Annotated in this window: 17 protein-coding genes; 2 read left to right on the top strand and 15 right to left on the bottom strand. The window is 47.6% G+C overall.

The annotated features are described in order from the left end of the window. Nucleotides 1-10 precede the first annotated feature (10 nt). The 11 genes from CS898_RS04635 to metG form a co-directional block, all read right to left on the bottom strand. Nucleotides 11-553, bottom strand: a complete 543-nt coding sequence (locus tag CS898_RS04635; protein ID WP_099208280.1) for a single-stranded DNA-binding protein — start codon at nt 551-553, stop codon at nt 11-13. Between the two features lie 18 nt (nt 554-571). Next, entirely contained in the window at nt 572-856 is a 285-nt protein-coding gene (gene rpsF / locus CS898_RS04630) for a 30S ribosomal protein S6 (RefSeq protein WP_039880712.1), read from the bottom strand. An 89-nt stretch (nt 857-945) separates the two neighbouring features. Continuing rightward, nucleotides 946-1,767 carry a PfkB family carbohydrate kinase gene (locus CS898_RS04625; protein WP_099208279.1) on the bottom strand — a complete coding sequence of 274 codons (822 nt, stop codon included), beginning with the start codon at nt 1,765-1,767 and terminating at the stop codon, nt 946-948. A gap of 16 nt (nt 1,768-1,783) precedes the next feature. After that, nucleotides 1,784-2,779, bottom strand: coding sequence for a hypothetical protein (locus CS898_RS04620; RefSeq protein WP_099208278.1), 996 nt, complete (start codon nt 2,777-2,779; stop codon nt 1,784-1,786). Nucleotides 2,780-2,888: 109 nt separating this feature from the next. Then, on the bottom strand, nt 2,889-4,400 hold the full coding sequence (gene murJ / locus CS898_RS04615) for a murein biosynthesis integral membrane protein MurJ (protein ID WP_099208277.1): 1,512 nt from the start codon (nt 4,398-4,400) through the stop codon (nt 2,889-2,891). A 52-nt stretch (nt 4,401-4,452) separates the two neighbouring features. After that, a complete protein-coding gene (locus tag CS898_RS04610; RefSeq protein ID WP_009431259.1) occupies nt 4,453-4,683 on the bottom strand; it encodes a glutaredoxin family protein in 231 nt (76 codons plus the stop codon). Between the two features lie 65 nt (nt 4,684-4,748). After that, entirely contained in the window at nt 4,749-5,117 is a 369-nt protein-coding gene (locus CS898_RS04605; RefSeq protein ID WP_099208276.1) for an ArsR/SmtB family transcription factor, read from the bottom strand. A gap of 11 nt (nt 5,118-5,128) precedes the next feature. Beyond that, the gene (rsmA, locus tag CS898_RS04600) at nt 5,129-5,992 is read right to left on the bottom strand and encodes a 16S rRNA (adenine(1518)-N(6)/adenine(1519)-N(6))-dimethyltransferase RsmA (RefSeq protein WP_099208275.1); all 864 of its coding nucleotides are present in this window, start codon (nt 5,990-5,992) and stop codon (nt 5,129-5,131) included. Next, complete coding sequence (gene rnmV / locus CS898_RS04595; protein ID WP_099208274.1) at nt 5,982-6,527, bottom strand: ribonuclease M5; 546 nt, start codon at nt 6,525-6,527, stop codon at nt 5,982-5,984. The genes rsmA and rnmV overlap by 11 nt, the downstream gene beginning before the upstream one ends. Then, on the bottom strand, nt 6,524-7,297 hold the full coding sequence (locus CS898_RS04590) for a TatD family hydrolase (RefSeq protein WP_099208273.1): 774 nt from the start codon (nt 7,295-7,297) through the stop codon (nt 6,524-6,526). The genes rnmV and CS898_RS04590 overlap by 4 nt, the downstream gene beginning before the upstream one ends. Then, on the bottom strand, nt 7,294-9,258 hold the full coding sequence (metG, locus tag CS898_RS04585; RefSeq protein ID WP_099208272.1) for a methionine--tRNA ligase: 1,965 nt from the start codon (nt 9,256-9,258) through the stop codon (nt 7,294-7,296). Before metG ends, CS898_RS04590 begins: the two co-directional genes overlap by 4 nt. A gap of 234 nt (nt 9,259-9,492) precedes the next feature. On the opposite strand from metG, the gene CS898_RS04580 reads away from it, so the two are divergent. Both CS898_RS04580 and CS898_RS04575 read left to right on the top strand, forming a co-directional pair. Further along, entirely contained in the window at nt 9,493-10,893 is a 1,401-nt protein-coding gene (locus tag CS898_RS04580; RefSeq protein ID WP_099208271.1) for an alanine/glycine:cation symporter family protein, read from the top strand. A 140-nt stretch (nt 10,894-11,033) separates the two neighbouring features. After that, complete coding sequence (locus CS898_RS04575) at nt 11,034-12,737, top strand: proline--tRNA ligase (RefSeq protein ID WP_099208270.1); 1,704 nt, start codon at nt 11,034-11,036, stop codon at nt 12,735-12,737. A gap of 75 nt (nt 12,738-12,812) precedes the next feature. On the opposite strand, the gene CS898_RS04570 is transcribed toward CS898_RS04575, so the two are convergent. The 4 genes from CS898_RS04570 to CS898_RS04555 are packed head-to-tail and all read right to left on the bottom strand — an operon-like array spanning nt 12,813 to nt 16,600. Next, nucleotides 12,813-14,000 (bottom strand): pyridoxal phosphate-dependent aminotransferase, encoded by a 1,188-nt coding sequence (locus CS898_RS04570; RefSeq protein ID WP_099208269.1) that lies wholly within the window; start codon nt 13,998-14,000, stop codon nt 12,813-12,815. 14 nt (nt 14,001-14,014) lie between these two features. After that, on the bottom strand, nt 14,015-14,986 hold the full coding sequence (locus tag CS898_RS04565) for an ATP-binding protein (RefSeq protein WP_099208268.1): 972 nt from the start codon (nt 14,984-14,986) through the stop codon (nt 14,015-14,017). Beyond that, nucleotides 14,983-16,029 carry a DnaD domain-containing protein gene (locus tag CS898_RS04560; RefSeq protein WP_159459123.1) on the bottom strand — a complete coding sequence of 349 codons (1,047 nt, stop codon included), beginning with the start codon at nt 16,027-16,029 and terminating at the stop codon, nt 14,983-14,985. Before CS898_RS04560 ends, CS898_RS04565 begins: the two co-directional genes overlap by 4 nt. Beyond that, nucleotides 16,016-16,600, bottom strand: a complete 585-nt coding sequence (locus CS898_RS04555) for a GNAT family N-acetyltransferase (RefSeq protein WP_009430649.1) — start codon at nt 16,598-16,600, stop codon at nt 16,016-16,018. The genes CS898_RS04560 and CS898_RS04555 overlap by 14 nt, the downstream gene beginning before the upstream one ends. Nucleotides 16,601-16,718 lie beyond the last annotated feature (118 nt).

Below are 16,718 nucleotides of genomic sequence, written 5' to 3'. Positions count from 1 at the left end.
ACCCCTCCTTTTAAAATGGAATGTCATCATTATCGATGGGGTAAAAACCACTGGTGTCGTTGTCTTGACTTGGACCAGTTTGTTTTGCTTGGTCTTGTGCAAAATGGTTGACAGGTTGATTGGAAGGACCGGCTTGATTCATCGGTCTGTTTTGGTTGGCTTGGAAGGCTCCTGGACGACTTTGGTCGTATTGGGATCCTCCGGCCCTGTTTCCACTTCCATCTGAGATAAAGTGGACTCGGTTGGCCCACACTTCTGTGGTATAGACTCTTTGTCCTTCTTGGTTTTCATAACTGCCTGTGCGAATGCTTCCTTCAATGGCTACTTGACGGCCCTTGGAAAGGTAGTTCGCTACCAATTCTGCTGTTTTTCCCCATGCTGTAACGAAAATAAAATCTGCTGTTGGTTGATTGTTGGCTTCTAATTCTTGGCGTTTTTCCCGACTCAGGCCACGATCTACGGCCAAGGTGAACCGGCAACTTGCCTTCCCGCCTTGGGTATAACGCAACTCAGGGTCCTTGGTTAAACGTCCGAGCAAAGATACATTATTCATACTTTACACTCCCTTGGATTAGTCTTCTAAGCGAACAACCATATGACGCATAACTGGGTCTAGAATCTTGGCTACACGGTCAAATTCTGTAATGGCCTTAGTTTCTGCTTCGAATTCAAGTAAAACGTAGTAAGCATCTTCATGGTATTCAATTAAATACGCTAACTTACGGTTTCCCCATTCATCAACATTGGTTACCTTACCGTCTTGATCGAGAATTCCTTTTAAACGGTCAAGGGCTTTTTGGCGTTTTTCTTCTTCAACATTTGGGTAAAACATTACAATTGCTTCGTATTTTCTCATCATGTCACCTCCTTATGGACTACTGGCTCAATTAAGAGCAAGGATGAATCTTATTTATTATACGGGAAGAATGGTCTCTTGTCAATCTTTTATATGGATTTTAATAAGAGGTCGCTACATTGTTCGATGGGGATGCCATGGAAGGGATCGCTGGTTTTTTGGTAGGATTCCATCATGACCCGAATAGCCTTGGAGGCCTTCTTGGCGGCTTCTTCCAGGGTGTGGTCTTGCAAGAGTAGGCCGATTAGGATGGCGGAAAAGAGGTCGCCGGTTCCAGGAAAGGATACCGGAACCCTTTTATAGGCCAGGTCAAAGTAGCGGTCTTCTTTGGCATCGTAGCCCCGGATGACGGGGTCGTCATGGTCTTGGAGGCCACTGGTAATGAGGACGGACTTGGCCCCCAATTGTCTCAGGGGGTCAATGGACGGATGGGTCCAATCTCCCTCTGCTAGACCGGCTTCTTGGGTTATCAGGTGGCTTTCTGTCCCATTGGGAATAAAATAGTCGGCCACCTGGGCCATCTTGGCCATGGCAGCCACCATTTCTTTGTCCACTCCGTGGTAGAGGGAACCGTGGTCTCCCATAACGGGGTCTACCAGGACGGTCCGTCCCTTTTTCTTCCACTTTTTAATGTAGTTTAAAACCAGGTCTACCTGTCTTGGACTGGACAGAAGGCCTGTACAGATGCAGTCAAAGTCAAAGTCTAACCGGTCCCAAACTTCAATGGTTTTTTCCATGTAGTCTGTGGTGTCCATCATGGCAAAGTCGCCATAGTCTAGGGTGTTGGACACCAGGAGGGTTGGTAGGTTGTAGCAGCGATAGCCCATAAAGCTCAGGGCTGGAATCATGGCCATGGCGCCTACCTTGCCATAGCCGGGAATGTCACTGATTAGTAAAATTTTCTTTCCCATATTTTCTCCAATTTCATTAAAAATTATCTAGCAGGACTTGGTAGAGGTCCTGGGCCTGTAAATTACCGATATATACAGTAGGAATATTATCATATTGGAGTTTTTTGCGCAATGTTTCAAAATGGCAGGAGGCCACTTGGTCATAGAGGACTAGGGCGCAATCGGCTAAAAGGGTCCGGTTTTCCCGGTAGGCTTGGTTGATGTCTTCCAGGGAGACGAAGTTGGCTCCCAGCCGGTGTAATTCTTCCCGGAAGGGTTTTTCCCGACCCAGGTCTACAGCCAGGACCACGTCCATCCCCTTTAGGGCTCCATCTTGGCCCCGGGATGCTTGGTCTGATTTTTCCACTACGGGACCATTGAGACTGTACTTCCAAGCCACCCGGCCATCGAAGATGTCTCCTTGCCAATAGGCGTATTCAATCCGGTCATTTTCTTGGATATAGAGGGATTCCACGTCTTCATCCTTGAGGGGGATTTCCACTGTCTGTCCATCTTCCTCTCCCAGGATATAGTATTGCCCCAATTCATCGTTACAGAGAACTTGGGCAAAGTTGATTTCTTCCCTCTTGGATTCTTGACTATCTCCCTTGGACAGGAGGTCGAAATAGTAAAACTCCCGACTCTTGGCTCCCATGTGCTTAATGCCTTGGGACTTGGCCCGGATTAGGTCTCCATCTTCAAAGCCAAATTCCCGGATGCTCCTTTCGGGGACGTAAATTTCTTGCCCCGCCAGGATGCCTCCCTTGAGTTGTCGGTGGAGGGTTCCCTCAATCCAGCCTAAATCTTCTTTTTCTTCAAAATAGTCTTCTGAGTCAAAGTCTTCTGGACCGAAGTCTTCCAAGTCTTGGGCCAGGGTCACTTGGTCGAAGGACCCTTCTTCCCCGGACAGTTCTTTTAAAAGTTCTAAAAATTTTATTAGGACGGGGACTTGTTTTTGGGCATTTTCTCTATCTATTTCTTCTGCCACACTTAAAAACAAGTCCTTGATTTCATCAAATAAATATTCTGACATGCTTACCTCTTTTTCTTATTTATTTTACAATTCACTTATCTGCTCTTTAGTATATCATTGAAGTCTTTTTAGATGAATAGCATCTAGCTAAAATCTTTTTTATTGAATCTTATTTAGTTTTCTTTCTTTTTAGGAGGGCTTGTTTGAATTCTTGGACCTCATCTACCCTAAGGAGGGCCAAGAGGGCGAAATAGACCAGGCCTCCCAGGGCAATGGCCACTAGGATTCCCAAGCGCAGGCCAACTATTTGGCTTATCTTCCAATAAACCAGCTTGGCAAAGAGGGTCATCAGGGCTGTAGCCAGGCAAACCTTCAGGGTTTGGACCCACTTGATATCGCTGGTTTTTTCTCCCAGGTCTTTTTTCAGAGACAGGGCCAAGAGCAGGGACCCAATAATCATGGACAAACTGGTAGCTAGACCCAGGCCAGCCAGACCCATGTACTTGGAGGCCACCAGGCTTAGGACGGCGTTGATTAGGATAATGAGCACCGAGTTGATGACGGGGATTTTTACATAGCCCTTGGCGAAAAAGATCCGGGACAGCATTTCTCGAAAACCGATGGCTGGGATGCTCAAGGCATAGTAAAAGAGGACAGACCCCGTCATGGCTGCATCTTGGTCGGTAAAGGCCCCCCCCTTAAAGAGGAGGGAGACAATCTCGCTGGAAAAAGCCATCATGCCTACGGTGGCAGGAATGACCAAGAGGCTCATCAGGGACAGGCCTTCGGAAAAGGACTTGTGGAGGCCAGGATTGTCTCCGGCTGCTATGGCCCGGGCCATTTGGGGATAGGCTACGGTGACAATGCTGGAGATGACAATTCCTGTGGCAAAACCTTGGAGTCTTGAGGCATAGTTTAAGGCCGCAATCCCCCCACTGGTTACCATGGAGGCGATGGCCTTGTTGATGATGAAGTTCAATTCAATCACGCTGGTAGAAATTAAGATGGGGAGGATGCTGGTGAGCATCTTTTTTAAGTAGTGGTCTTTTAGGGAAAAGACAAAGTGAAAGAGTTTCTTGTTTAAAAAGGGAATAAAGATGGCAAATTGGGCGATAAAGGCAAATAGGACCCCCAAACTCATGGGCAGGATCCCCTTTTTAGACAGGACTGCCACGGAAAAGATGATGAAGATATTCATGATGATGGGGTGGAGAACACTGATGACAAAGCGTCCATGGATTTGCAGGTAGGCCCGGTAGATGGATCCCACAGCTGTAACGGCTATGGAAAGCAGGAAGATTCGGGTCATGACCAGGGCGGTTTCCATTTGTTGGGGGCTAAAGCCAGGGCTTAGGGCCTTGACCAGGGGTCGGGCAAAGACAATGGCTACTAGAGACAATAAAAAAAAGAAAAGAGCCAGGGTGTTGGTGACATTGGAGGTGAAAAGTTCTGCCCGGACATGTCCCTTTTCTTCTTCAATTTCATTATAGACTGGGATAAATCCCGTTCCCAAGGCTCCTGTCAAGAGGTTGGTAAAGAGCATGGGAATAGACAGGGCCACGATAAAGATATCGGCCATGGGTGATACGCCAAAAAATTGGGCCAGGGCTTTTTCCCGGGCCAGGCCAAAGACCTTGGCTAAGACGGTTACCACCATTAAAATCATTGATGTTTGCTTCATGCTTCCTCCTATAGTAAAGAAGGAGCCAGTAACTGGCTCCCTGTTATTCGTCTTATTTGTCGAGTATTTTTTCTAATTTTGCCTTGTCAAAACCTACGATTTCTTCGTCCCCGATCACAATAACAGGAACGCCTGTGTATCCTTTTTCCATGAGTTCGCTCCGGGCAGCAGCGTCTGTTTGGACATTTCTTTCTTCAACATCTACGCCCTTTTCTTCTAGATAGTCCTTGGCCATGGTGCAATAGGGGCAAGTGCTGGATGTATAAACAATTGCTTTTGTCAATTTACTTCCTCCTTTTAAATTTTAGTCATATTTTTCTATAAGATATTTACCCCTTCATTCCAGCCTTAATCATTTTTTTCATCCAAACGATGGCTGGCATGGTTGTAGCCTTCATAAAAGAGGCTTAGGACGTGGTCATCATCCAGGGAGTAGATGTTCCTACGGCCGTCTTTTTCACTTTTAATGAGTTTTTTCCTCTTTAATAGGCTGAGTTGGTGGGATATGCTGGATTGGCTCATGCCAATCAATTCTACAATGTCGTTGACACAAAGGGGACTCTGGGAAAGGAGGTAGATGATTTTTAAGCGGGTTGGGTCTCCCAAGACCTTGAAAATGGAACTTAAGAGGTCCATTAGGTCGGTACTTTCTTCGAAGACCCTGTATTTTTCTTGGATCTTTTCCTTATCCTCTTGGCTTAAGTATTTTGCTTGCATGGGTCACCTCTCTAAAATTCATCGGGAAAGTTAATAGACAGGACGAGAAATTCTGTCAGGCTCAAGGTCTCTCCCCGGCGAATGCTATCGATGTTTGATTTTTCTAAAATTTTGCGAATTTCTGCCTTGCTAATGGAAAATCCATAGGAGGATAGGGCATTCAAAATGGTCTTACGGCGTTTGGAAAAGGCGGCCTTGACAATCCGGAAGAATTTTTCTCTTTGGATGCCGGGGTCCGGGTCCTTAACCAGCATGTGGACCACAGCTGAGTCCACCTTGGGCCTGGGAATAAAGACAGAATTTGGAACTTGCCGGATAATTTCCGGGTCTGAATGGTAGCGGATGAAAAGAGTCAAGGCACCATAGTCCTTGGTCCCCTCTTGGCCACACATCCTCTCGGCCACTTCCTTTTGAACCATGACAGTAAGGCTTTTCAGGGGCAGGTCCAGGTCAAAAAGAGCTCCCAAAATGGGGGTGGTGACATAGTAGGGCAGGTTGGCCACAATATGGACTGGGTCTTGACCAAAGCGGTCTTCCCATTCCTTTTTCAGGTCCAATTTCAAGGCATCTCCAAAGAGGATTTCCACATTGTCGTAGTCTGCCATGGTTTCTTCCAGGATGGGCTTTAGCCTTTGGTCCTTTTCTACAGCCAAAACAGACTTGGCTTCCAGGGCCAATTCCTCTGTCAGGGTCCCAATGCCGGGGCCAATTTCCAGGACCCGGTCTTCTTTTGTCACTCCAGACCCTTGGACAATCCCCCGGACGGTGTTGCCGTCAATTAAAAAGTTTTGCCCCAGGGCCTTGGTCATGGTAAAGCCATGGCGGTTTAAGATTTCTTTAATTGTGGAGGGTGTATAAAGTCTTTTATTGTCCATCAATTTTTCTTACCTTTTCTTGAACTTCCTCACGGCTGATGCCAAAGGCATTGAGTCGCTTTAAAAATTGCTTGCTATTACACTGGCCAAGATGGAGGGCCTTGCCCAGTTTTTTTCTCCGTTCATTGGCTTGGGGGCCTCCAGAAAGTCCCCAGGCCCGGAGGTCTTTTTCTGTAAATTCAACCTCTGCCTCTTCCAGGGTAGCCTGGGCCCTTTCCAGGGCTTCTATAATGGCTTGGGGTTTGGCATTTTCTACCCCAATGTTTTCCCCCTTCAGGGCCAGGTCTGTAGATATGAAGGCATGTTTTATTCCCGGGACTCGTTTGTCCAGGTCCTTGCGGATTTTTTCCCCCATATAGTCGGGGTCTGTCAGGACGATGACTCCCCGGTTCTTTTGGGCCAATTGAAGGGTGTCAATGAGTTTTTTCCCATAGGAATAACCCCGGGTTTGGACCACTTGGGCTTCTACGGCAGACCGGACGGCAGTAATGTCGTCCCGGCCTTCTACCACGATGATTTCACGGATTTTTTTCATGCTTGGATTCCGTAAAAGGCCTTGGCGTTTCGGGCTGTTTGGTCCAGGAGATAGTCCAGGTTGATCCTTCTTAAATTAGCGATAAAGTCCCCTACATGGCGGACATAGGCCGGTTCATTCCTCTTGCCCCGATAGGGTTCTGGAGTGAGATAGGGACAGTCTGTTTCTAAAAGGAGCCGGTCTAAGGGAACTTCCTTGGCGACTTCCTTGGGGACCCGGGCGTTTTTAAAGGTAACAGACCCACCCAGGGCGATATAGCAACCCAGTTTCACATACTCCCGCATCATTTCCAGGGACTCGGAAAAGCAATGGATGAGGACCCTGTCTTGGGGGTACTTTTCCATATGGGCCTTGATCCGGTCAAAGGTATCTTGGCTGGCTTCCCGGGTGTGGATGACAATGGGGAGACCCAGTCTATGGGCCAGGTCCAATTGTTTTTCAAAAACTTCTTTTTGGATGTCTCTGGGCGAATTGTCATAGTAGTAGTCCAGGCCAATTTCTCCAATGGCCAAGACTTTTTCATCTTGGGCCAGGTCTATGAGTTCTTTTTCCACTTCTGGACTGTAGGTGGAGGCGTCATGGGGGTGGATGCCTACTGTGGCATAGACCCTGTCATACTTCCGAGCCAGGTCTACAGAAGCCCGGCTAGACTTTAGGTCTGCCCCAATATTTACCACCAACTCCAGGCCATCTTGGTCAAAGTTTTGGATAATTTGGTCCTGGTCTTTTTTAAAACGGGGGTCGTCTAAGTGGACGTGGGAATCGATCATGATATCACTGCTCCATCCTTTATATCTTCCAGGGTTGTGGCTATGGACAGGTTTCCGTCTTGGTCTTCTGCTGCCAAGAGCATGCCCTGGGATTCGATGCCTCTAAACTTGTGGGGTTTGAGGTTGGTTAAAACCAGGATCTTTTTCCCCTCTAGGTCTTGAGGCTTGTAGCGATCTTTAATATTTGTAACAATGGTTCTTTCTTCTTCTCCTAGCTGTAAGTGAAGAAGGTAGAGCCGGTCGGCATTGGGGTGGTCTTCTACAGAGACAACCTTGGCCAATTTAATTTCCAACTTTTCAAAGTCCTCTAGGGTGATTTGGTCCTTGCCAGGTTTTTCTGTTTCTTCTTGGCTAGGGGCTTGACCATGGGCCAATTTTCTCTTGGCAATCAAGTCTTCATGGGCCTTGGAAAGGGCTTGGATTTCTTCTTCTACATCCAATCTTGGGAAGATGATCTTGCCCTTTTGGATGGGGACTCCGGTAGGGGTTAGGCCCCAAACTTTTGCATCCTCCAACTTAATTTCCCCTTGGATGCCCAATTGGTCGCGAATTTCCAGGGCAGTGTGTTCCATGGTGGGATAGATTAGGACGGAGACAATCCGCAAGGCTTCAGCCAGGTGGTAGAGGACTGTTCCCAGTTCTTCCATCTTGCCTTCCTTGGCTAAGATCCAAGGAGTGGTTTCATCCACATACTTGTTGCAGCGACGAATTAAGGTCCAAATGTCTTCCAGGGCAGTGGAAAATTGGAAGTGGTCCATGGCTTTTTCATTTTTATCGGCAATGGACAGGGCCATTTCTTCCAATTCTTTGGAGTATTTTCCTGGCTGGCCAGCCTCCGGAATTTGTCCGAAGTATTTTTCGATCATGGACACAGTCCTGGAAACCAGGTTGCCCAGGTCGTTGGCCAGGTCGGAATTAAGCCGTTTTAAGAACTTATCGGTTTCAAAACTTCCGTCGTTACCAAAGGAAAATTCCCTTAGGAGGAAGTATTTCAAGGCGTCTACCCCATAGCGGTCGATAATGGGTTCAGGGTAGACAATGTTGCCCTTGGACTTACTCATCTTGTCGTTGTTAAAGAGAATCCAGCCGTGGCCAAAGACTTTTTCCGGCAAGGGCATATCCAGAGCCATCAAAAGGGCAGGCCAAATGATGACGTGGAAACGCATGATTTCCTTGCCTACAAAGTGGACTTGGGCCGGCCAGTAACGGTTAAAGGTCTCTGGGTCCTTGCCATAGCCAATCCCTGTTAAATAACAGGATAGGGCATCAATCCAAACATAGATGACGTGGTTTTCGTCAAAGGGAACAGGAACCCCCCAGTCAAAGCTGGACCGGGTAACAGATAGGTCTTCCAGGCCTTCTTTTAAGAAGTTGTTGACCATTTCCTTTTTCCGGAAGTCAGGTTCTATAAATTCGGGATGGTCTTCGTAGAGTTTTAAGAGACGGTCCCGGTATTTAGACAATCTAAAGAAATAGCTTTCTTCTTTTTGCCGGTGGGTTGGACGGCCACAATCGGGGCAGACATGGTCTTCGCCCAATTGGTTTTCTGTCCAAAAGGATTCACAGGGGGTACAGTAGTAGCCCTCGTATTCTCCCTTGTAGATTTCTCCCTTGTCATAGAGTTTTTGGAAAAGCTCTTGGACATTCTTTTCATGGTCCTTGTCAGTGGACCGGACAAAGGCATCATAGCGGATGTCCAGCTTTTTCCACAAGTCTTTAATGTCCTTAACGATGTTGTCGACATAGGGCTTGGGCTCCATGCCTTGTTCTCGGGCCTTTTCTTGAATCTTTTGTCCGTGTTCGTCGGTACCAGTAGTAAAGAAGACATCATAGCCTTGGAGCTCCTTAAACTTCTTGACAGCATCTGTTGCCACGGTACAGTAAGTATGGCCAATGTGTAGATTATCACTGGGATAATAAATTGGCGTTGTAATATAATATGGTTTTTTATTTTTATCCATTCTAATCCCCCTAAACAAGCGTTAAACAGTTTTATTCATTAAAGTCTATTATACTGAAAAGGGGGATTTTTTTCAATCTAGGATAGGATTCCCCTGGAGAAAAAAAGCTCCCTAGACCTCCTTTTTTTCAAAAACTATTTACTTATTAAACAATTTGTATTAAGATTAAAAAATATTTATTTGTTGCTTTTGGTCAACCTAATTTTTCGGCCAATTGTTTAAGGAGGCTTAGCCATGGATTTATTTTATCAGCTCAATGAAAATCTAGATAGCATTATCTGGGGCCCCCCTATGATTATCTTGTTAATCGGATGTGGTCTTTATCTCACCATCCGATCTAACTTTGTAGTCTTTCGGAAGTTCCCCTTTATCCTTAAAGAAACAGTGGGCCGGGTTCTTGCCCGGAACCAACACACAGGTCATGTGGGAGAGGTTACCTCCTTCCAAGCCCTGTCTACGGCCCTAGCGGCCACAGTGGGAACGGGAAACATCGTTGGAGTTGCCGGTGCCATCCTCTTGGGAGGTCCAGGAGCCATCTTTTGGATGTGGATTGCAGCTTTGGTAGGAATGACCACCAAGATGGCTGAGTCCACCCTGGCTGTTGCCTACCGGGATGTCTCTGACCAAGGAGTGGTCCGAGGCGGCCCCATGTACTATATCTCCAAGGGGCTGGGCTTCAAGACCCTGGCCAAGTGTTTTGCCTTTTTCGGTATGATTGCCACCCTGAGTACAGGAAATACGGTCCAATCCAATGCCATCTCCTCTACTCTTTACGCTGCCTTCCAAATTCCTAAATTGGCCAGCGCCCTGGTGGTGACCCTGGTTACCTTTATTGTTATTATCGGGGGTATCAAACGAATTGGCGCCTTTGCAGAAAAATTGGTCCCCTTTATGTCGGGTCTTTATCTCCTAGGAGCCCTCTTTATTATCTGTACAAGGCTCCACCAAGTGCCGGAAGCCTTTGGCATGATCTTTAAAGGAGCCTTCCAAACCAAGGCTGCTGCTGGAGGTCTTGGGGGCTACACCATTGGTCTAGCCATGCGTAGTGGGATTGCTCGGGGAGTCTTTACCAATGAAGCCGGCCTTGGGTCTTCTCCTATTGCCCATGCTGCTGCCTCTACAGACCATCCAGCCCGGCAGGGTCTTTGGGGAGTTTTCGAAGTCTTTGTAGATACCCTGGTAGTTTGTACCATGACCTCCCTGGTTATTTTAACCACAGGCATTTGGACCGGCCATGGCGATGCCTCTTCCCTAGTTGCCTTTTCCTTTGAAGAAGGATTCCCAGGAGGAAAGTATATCGTAACCCTAGGCTTGACTCTTTTTGCCATGTCCACCATCCTGGGCTGGGAATACTATGGAGAAACCTGCTGCCGCTACTTTTTAGGAGATAAGATTGGCCGCTACTACAAGTTTATCTTCGTTCCCATGGTCTTTCTAGGGGGCCTAATCCGCCTAGAAGCTGTCTGGGCTGTGGCCAACAACCTCAACGGTCTTATGGCCATCCCCAACCTCATTGGCCTCTTGGGCCTATCGGGGGTCTTTATCGGTTTACAAAAACAATTCTTCAACGACCACCCCAGCGATGTCTACCATCCTGACGAGTGGCATCCCCTAGTTACAGAAAAAAGCAAATAAAATTTTCAAACTCCCGGGTCTGCCGGGAGTTTTCTTTGGGCCGGCTTCTTTTTGTTTCCCCTGACTTATGCTATAATAAGTAGAAGTTTAAGCCCTTAAAGATAAAATTTTACGATAGAAAAAAATAGAAAGGAAGCCTTATGAAACTTAGCAAATACTATATGCCTACCCTTAGAGAAGTTCCTTCAGATGCTGAAATTGCCAGCCACCAACTCCTTTTAAGAGCCGGCATGATTCGAAAGTCCGCCACAGGAATCTACACCTACCTCCCCCTGGGCTACCGGGTCATCAAAAAAGTTGAAGCCCTTGTCCGGGAAGAAATGGACCGGGCCGGGTCTATGGAAATTCTCATGTCCGCCCTCCAACCCAAGGAAATCTGGGAGCAATCTGGCCGCTGGTCTGTCTACGGTCCGGAAATGTTTAAACTAAAAGACCGCAACCAAAGAGAATTTTGCCTGGGCCCCACTGCTGAAGAATACTTTACCAGCCTGGTCAAGGACGAAGTTCGTTCCTACAAGCAACTCCCCTTGAACATCTACCAAATCCAAACCAAGTACCGGGATGAAAAACGCCCCCGCTTCGGTTTAAACCGGGCCCGGGAATTTTCCATGAAGGATGCCTACAGCTTCGACACCGATGCCCAAAGCATGGTGGAAGCCTACATGGTCATGTACAAGGCCTATGAACGGATCTTTGACCGGATGGGTCTAGACTACCGGATTGTTTTGGGAGATTCCGGCGCCATGGGTGGGTCTTCTTCCCACGAATTTATTGCCCTGTCAGAAACCGGCGAAGGGGTCATCTGCTTTACCAAGGATGGAAAAATCGCCTATACCGATGAAAAGGCCCCGGTCCACTACCAAGGACCCCAAGAGGAAGAAGCCAAGGACCTGGAAAAAGTTCCTACTCCTGGAGCTTCTACCATTGAAGAAGTGGCCAAGTTCCTAAACTTGGATCCACAACGCTGTGCCAAGGCCGTAGACCTAGTAATTGACGGAGAGGCCTGCATCGTCTTCATTCCCGGCGACCGAGAATTGAACCTGACCAAGCTGGCAACCTATACCCAAGTTCCCGAACACGCCATTGAAAAAATGAATGACCAAGCCATCCTGGCCTGTGGATCCTATCCCGGCTTCACCGGTCCCATGGATCTTAAGGACACCCGGGTCATCTTGGACCAATCTTTAACCAAGATCAATAACCTGGTTGTGGGAGGAAACCAAGAAGGCTACCACTACATCAACGCCTGCTATGGCCGGGACTTTGACGGCGAAGTAGCTCCAGACCTCTTGATGGTCCAAGAAGGGGACCTGACAGAAGACGGCCAAGAACTCCTCTTCCGTCGGGGCATCGAAGTGGGAAATATCTTCCAACTCGGTACCAAGTATTCCACCGCTCTCAATGCCACCTACCTGGATGAAAATGGCAAGGAACAATACTTCTACATGGGGTCTTACGGCGTGGGAATCACCCGGTCTGTTACCGCCATTGTGGAACAAAACCACGATGAAGCCGGAATCATCTGGCCCCTCCACTTGGCCCCCTACCAAGTCATTGTCACCATTGTCCAAAGCAAGGACCAAGACCAGGTGGCCCTGGGAGAAAAAATCTACCAAGACCTCCAAGACAAGGGCTTGGATGTCCTTCTGGATGACAGGAAAGAACGACCAGGAGTTAAATTCAACGACCGCGACCTAATCGGAATCCCCTTGCGGATTACCGTTGGTAAAAAAGCTTCTGAAGGTGTGGTGGAATACTCCACCCGAAAAGACATGGTCAACCAAGACCTAAGTGTGGACCAAGCCATGGAAGAAGTTTTAAAGGCCTGTGAAAAAATTAAATAAGCTATAAAGAAAGCCCCCGAAAGGGGGCTTTTCCATGAAAAAAGCTTGGCCCCCTTGAAGGGTCAAGCTTTTTTCTTATCTCTTTTTGTATTCTTCCAAGGCCAGGCCAATAAGTTGGCAGGCCCGGGCAATTTTTTCGCTTTCCAGGACATAGGCCAGACGGACTTGGCTCTTACCTACTTGGGTGTTTTGGTAAAAACCAGCAGCCGGAGCCATCATGACGGTTTCTCCCTGGTCTTGGAAGTCCGTCAGCATGAAACGGGCAAAGTCTTCGGCATCTTCCACCGGCAGGTCGGCAATAATGTAAAAGGCTCCAGTGGAATGGGAGGTCACAACTCCTGGGATTTTTGCCAGTTCTGCTTCAATGCAGTTCCGGCGAAGGGTGTATTCTTCCCGCACTTGGTCAAAATAGTCGTCTGGAAGTTGGTAGAGGGCCACAGCTCCCACTTGTTCTAGGTAGGGGCAGGCTAGACGGCCAGTGGCCAGTTTAACCAGGGCTTCTTGCATGGCCTTGTTCTTAGTTGCAGTACAGCCAATTCTTGCTCCACAAGCGGAAAACCTCTTGGAGATGGAGTCCAGGACAATGACCCGGTCTGCCAGGTCCTCAAAGGAGGCAAAGCTGGTAAATTCTTTCCCGTCATAGATGAATTCCCGGTAGACTTCATCGGCCAGGATAAAGAGGTCGTGGTCCTTGGCAATGTCTCCTAAAAGACGGACTTCTTCCTTGGAATAAACAGCCCCTGTTGGGTTTCCGGGGTTGGAAATTAAAATGGCCTTGGTCTTTTCAGTAATGGCTTTTTCAATTACTTCCCTAGCTGGCAGGGCAAAGCCTTCTTTTACATCTGTAGGAAAGGTAGTTGGGCTCACTCCTACTTCGTGGAAAAAGGTCTTGTAGTTGGTGTAGAAGGGTTCGCAGGTTAAGACTTGGTCTCCCACATCGGTGGTGGCCAGGAGGGAAAATAAAAGGGCTTCACTTCCTCCATTGGTGATGACCAGGTCATCTCTTGTAAAGTTTAGACCGATTTTTTGGAAGTATTGGGCATTTGCTTCCAATAATTCGGGAATCCCTTGGGAGGGGGAGTAGCTTAAAACATCTACATCGGCTTCTTTAATGGCTTGGAAAAAAGCCTTGGGCGTTACCACATCTGGGGCCCCGATGTTTAAGTGGTAGACGGATTTTCCCTCTTTTTTTGCCTGGTTGGCAAAGGGAGTTAACTTTCGAATTGATGAAAAGGGCATTTCTTGTATTCTTTTTGAAACCATACTTCCTCCTAAAATTATAAATTGCTGTATCTTAAATCCTCTCCAATGAAACGCAAGGGGATAAAGTTTTGAACGATTCTTGAAAATACACGGTCCGAGTAGATGTTTTTAATTTCATGTAGGGCCAGGTTGGTGGAGATGAGGATCTTTTTCCCAGCCAGGATTCGAGTGTTTAAAATGTTGAAGATTTCAGCATTGGTAAACTGGTTGGTGAGTTCGGTTCCCAGGTCATCCAGGATTAAAAGGTCTGAGGAAAAAAGGAGTTGGTAGGCCAGGTCCAGGTCGGCTTGGCTTTCTCTGCCGAATTTTTTCCTCTCCAAGAGGTCAATCAGAGTAAAGGAGGTCTGGTAGATGACGGTGTAGTTTTCATCTAAGAGGGCCTTGGCAATACAGTTGGATAAAAAGGTCTTACCCAGGCCGGTGCCTCCGTAAAACAAGAGGTTGTCCCCATTGTCTTGGGGGAAGTCTTGGAGAAACTGGTCCACCTTTTGGACAACCAGCTTCATATTTTCATAGGGACTGACTCCCTGGTCAGGCTGGATGGTCTTGGAAAAAACAGACCAGTTAAAGCTTTCAAAATTTTCCCTCTTTAACATCCGGTCCATATTACTCATTTCATAGAGGTCTTGGGCCAGGAATTGTTTGAGGCAGTCGCAGCGCTTTCCATTTTCCAGGTAGCCGGTGTCCTTGCACTCCCGACAATCATAGTGGGGGTCCAGGTAGTCTTCCGGGTAGCCATTTTGGAACAAGAGGTCTCTTTTCATGTCCTTGAGATGGTCCAGCTCCCTTTGAAGACCCTGGGCATCTTTTCCGGCCAGACTTTGGTAGACGGCGGAAAATCCCTTTTTATTGATTTCTGTATCTATTTCTTGGACCAGGGGAATTTTTTGGTAGACCTCATCCTGCCTCCGGTCCTGGTCCTGGGCATGCCGGGTCCGAATCCGGTCATAGTGGCTTTGGATTTGTCGCTTTAGCTTTGGATTCATTTAAGGTCACCTCTTTGCTTGCCATAGCCCCGGCTCTTTTTCCGGGCCAGGTCTTCTAATTCCTCGGGACTAAAGTCTGCGGAGCTTTGACTGAAGTTATGGAACTTGTTTCCCTGGGTCTTGACCTTGGATGGGATGGCCTTGTTGGATGGCTTAAGGTCTTTTTTGGCTATGTCTTCCAGGGTGAAAATCCCCTTCTTGTACCAGGAGGTCAAGACCCCCTTGATGTAGGCCACATTGGGGTTGGCTGTTAAAACAGACCGGCTACAGGCCTCCAGGACCATTTCCTCTGAAAAGCCCAGGTCATTAAACCAGGAATTGACTTCTTTCATATCTGCCTGACTGTAGGGCTTGTTGCCCAGGCCCATGGCCGCCATGACCTTTCGATAGCGGTAGTAATCCTTGTTCCGAGCCTGGACATTGGCTTCCAGGGCCTCCATGGACCGGATTCCCTGGCTGGACCAATTTTGCACTACCCTTTGGATGTAGCGGAGGTCGTACTTATTTTGGACCTCGGTGCTGTAGCGGAGGGCTTCCTCCACCATCTTGGGGGGCATATTGTAGTCCAGGACCCAATTGGCCAGGTCTCTTTTTTCCTGGTAGGACATGGCCCGACGGAGGAAAAACTCTCCCTTGGCCATGAGGTCGGCCAGTTGGGGGTCGCTCATGGGCTGGGTCAGGCTTTGGAAGTTGGGCTTAGACCCAGAGGGGATATAGACATTTTTGATATAGAGTTCTTTTAAGTCCACAAAGTAGACATCATAGTCCAGGGGGTCTTGGCTGTCTTCCCGGGGAATTTTTTCCACAATTCCCTGGTCTTCCCAATAGGTCCAGGCCCTATGGACATCACTTTCTAAAAGTTGCAGGCTCTTGGCCAGGGAGGCATTGTCCTTGCCCTGGACCCCTCCACTGGCATAGCCATAGGCCAAAAGGTAGACCTTGACAAAATTTCCATCTGCCTGGGGCATATATTCTCTTAAAAAAATATTTGCAATGACCGTGTCGCCTAGGTCCATGGAGTTTTCTTTTTTATAAAAAGTCATGGTCTCTCCTTTCATGGTAGTCAGCCTTGCTTAACTTCATTTTTATGCCGGGTAAAAACCATTGGTCCATAAGTCGGAAGGCCCCTTGTCGGGCCTCTTTAAGCTCTTCCCTGTCCAGGGGTGGCTGGCCCCCGGCATAGGCATAGTACTTGTGGCCCAGCCTTTTAAAGCCAAGCTTTTCATAGACATGGATGGCCCTTAGATTATAACTTGCTACTAATAAGTATATCACACGGGCTCTCTTTTCATGGAAGGCCTGGTGAAAAAATATTTTTAGGGCCTCCTGGCCATAGCCCTGGTCCACATACTTGGCTCCCAGACAAATTCCTAAAACCCCCACCCTTAACAGGGGGTAAAATCTTTTGAAGCCCAGGTAGCCAATGGCCCTGTCTCCCAAAAAAATCGTTTGGTAGTGGGAAAAAAGAGACCCGGTCTTCCAGTTAAACCAGGCCCTTTCATCCTGGGGAGACCTTATGTCAAAATTATAGTCCCGGAAGAGCTCGTCTTGGAAGCTCCCCCAGGATGCAAATTGATGGACATCTTGAACCTCCATGGGCTTTAAGTAAATCATGGCTCCTCCTTAAAAGTAGTTTACCGAAAAACTTCCCTCTTAGCAAGAAAAGATATAAATTTATCTTGGGCCGGGTCTTCCTTTGTCTATGTGTTTATTTCTAGGGCTTTTCATGGTA

The sequence above is a fragment of the Urinicoccus timonensis genome, from assembly GCF_900232945.1.
Classification (GTDB): domain Bacteria; phylum Bacillota; class Clostridia; order Tissierellales; family Peptoniphilaceae; genus Urinicoccus; species Urinicoccus timonensis.
This window is presented reverse-complemented; position numbering and strand designations above follow the sequence as displayed.

Coding starts and splice junctions, on each gene's coding strand:
- CS898_RS04555 (WP_009430649.1), bottom strand. CDS start 16,600: ATGATTTACTTAAAGCCCATGGAGGTTCAAGATGTCCATCAATTTGCA.
- CS898_RS04580 (WP_099208271.1), top strand. CDS start 9,493: ATGGATTTATTTTATCAGCTCAATGAAAATCTAGATAGCATTATCTGG.
- rnmV (WP_099208274.1), bottom strand. CDS start 6,527: ATGAAAAAAATCCGTGAAATCATCGTGGTAGAAGGCCGGGACGACATT.
- CS898_RS04565 (WP_099208268.1), bottom strand. CDS start 14,986: ATGAATCCAAAGCTAAAGCGACAAATCCAAAGCCACTATGACCGGATT.
- CS898_RS04605 (WP_099208276.1), bottom strand. CDS start 5,117: ATGCAAGCAAAATACTTAAGCCAAGAGGATAAGGAAAAGATCCAAGAA.
- CS898_RS04590 (WP_099208273.1), bottom strand. CDS start 7,297: ATGATCGATTCCCACGTCCACTTAGACGACCCCCGTTTTAAAAAAGAC.
- murJ (WP_099208277.1), bottom strand. CDS start 4,400: ATGAAGCAAACATCAATGATTTTAATGGTGGTAACCGTCTTAGCCAAG.
- CS898_RS04625 (WP_099208279.1), bottom strand. CDS start 1,767: ATGGGAAAGAAAATTTTACTAATCAGTGACATTCCCGGCTATGGCAAG.
- CS898_RS04575 (WP_099208270.1), top strand. CDS start 11,034: ATGAAACTTAGCAAATACTATATGCCTACCCTTAGAGAAGTTCCTTCA.
- rsmA (WP_099208275.1), bottom strand. CDS start 5,992: ATGGACAATAAAAGACTTTATACACCCTCCACAATTAAAGAAATCTTA.
- CS898_RS04570 (WP_099208269.1), bottom strand. CDS start 14,000: ATGGTTTCAAAAAGAATACAAGAAATGCCCTTTTCATCAATTCGAAAG.
- metG (WP_099208272.1), bottom strand. CDS start 9,258: ATGGATAAAAATAAAAAACCATATTATATTACAACGCCAATTTATTAT.
- CS898_RS04560 (WP_159459123.1), bottom strand. CDS start 16,029: ATGACTTTTTATAAAAAAGAAAACTCCATGGACCTAGGCGACACGGTC.
- CS898_RS04620 (WP_099208278.1), bottom strand. CDS start 2,779: ATGTCAGAATATTTATTTGATGAAATCAAGGACTTGTTTTTAAGTGTG.
- rpsF (WP_039880712.1), bottom strand. CDS start 856: ATGAGAAAATACGAAGCAATTGTAATGTTTTACCCAAATGTTGAAGAA.
- CS898_RS04635 (WP_099208280.1), bottom strand. CDS start 553: ATGAATAATGTATCTTTGCTCGGACGTTTAACCAAGGACCCTGAGTTG.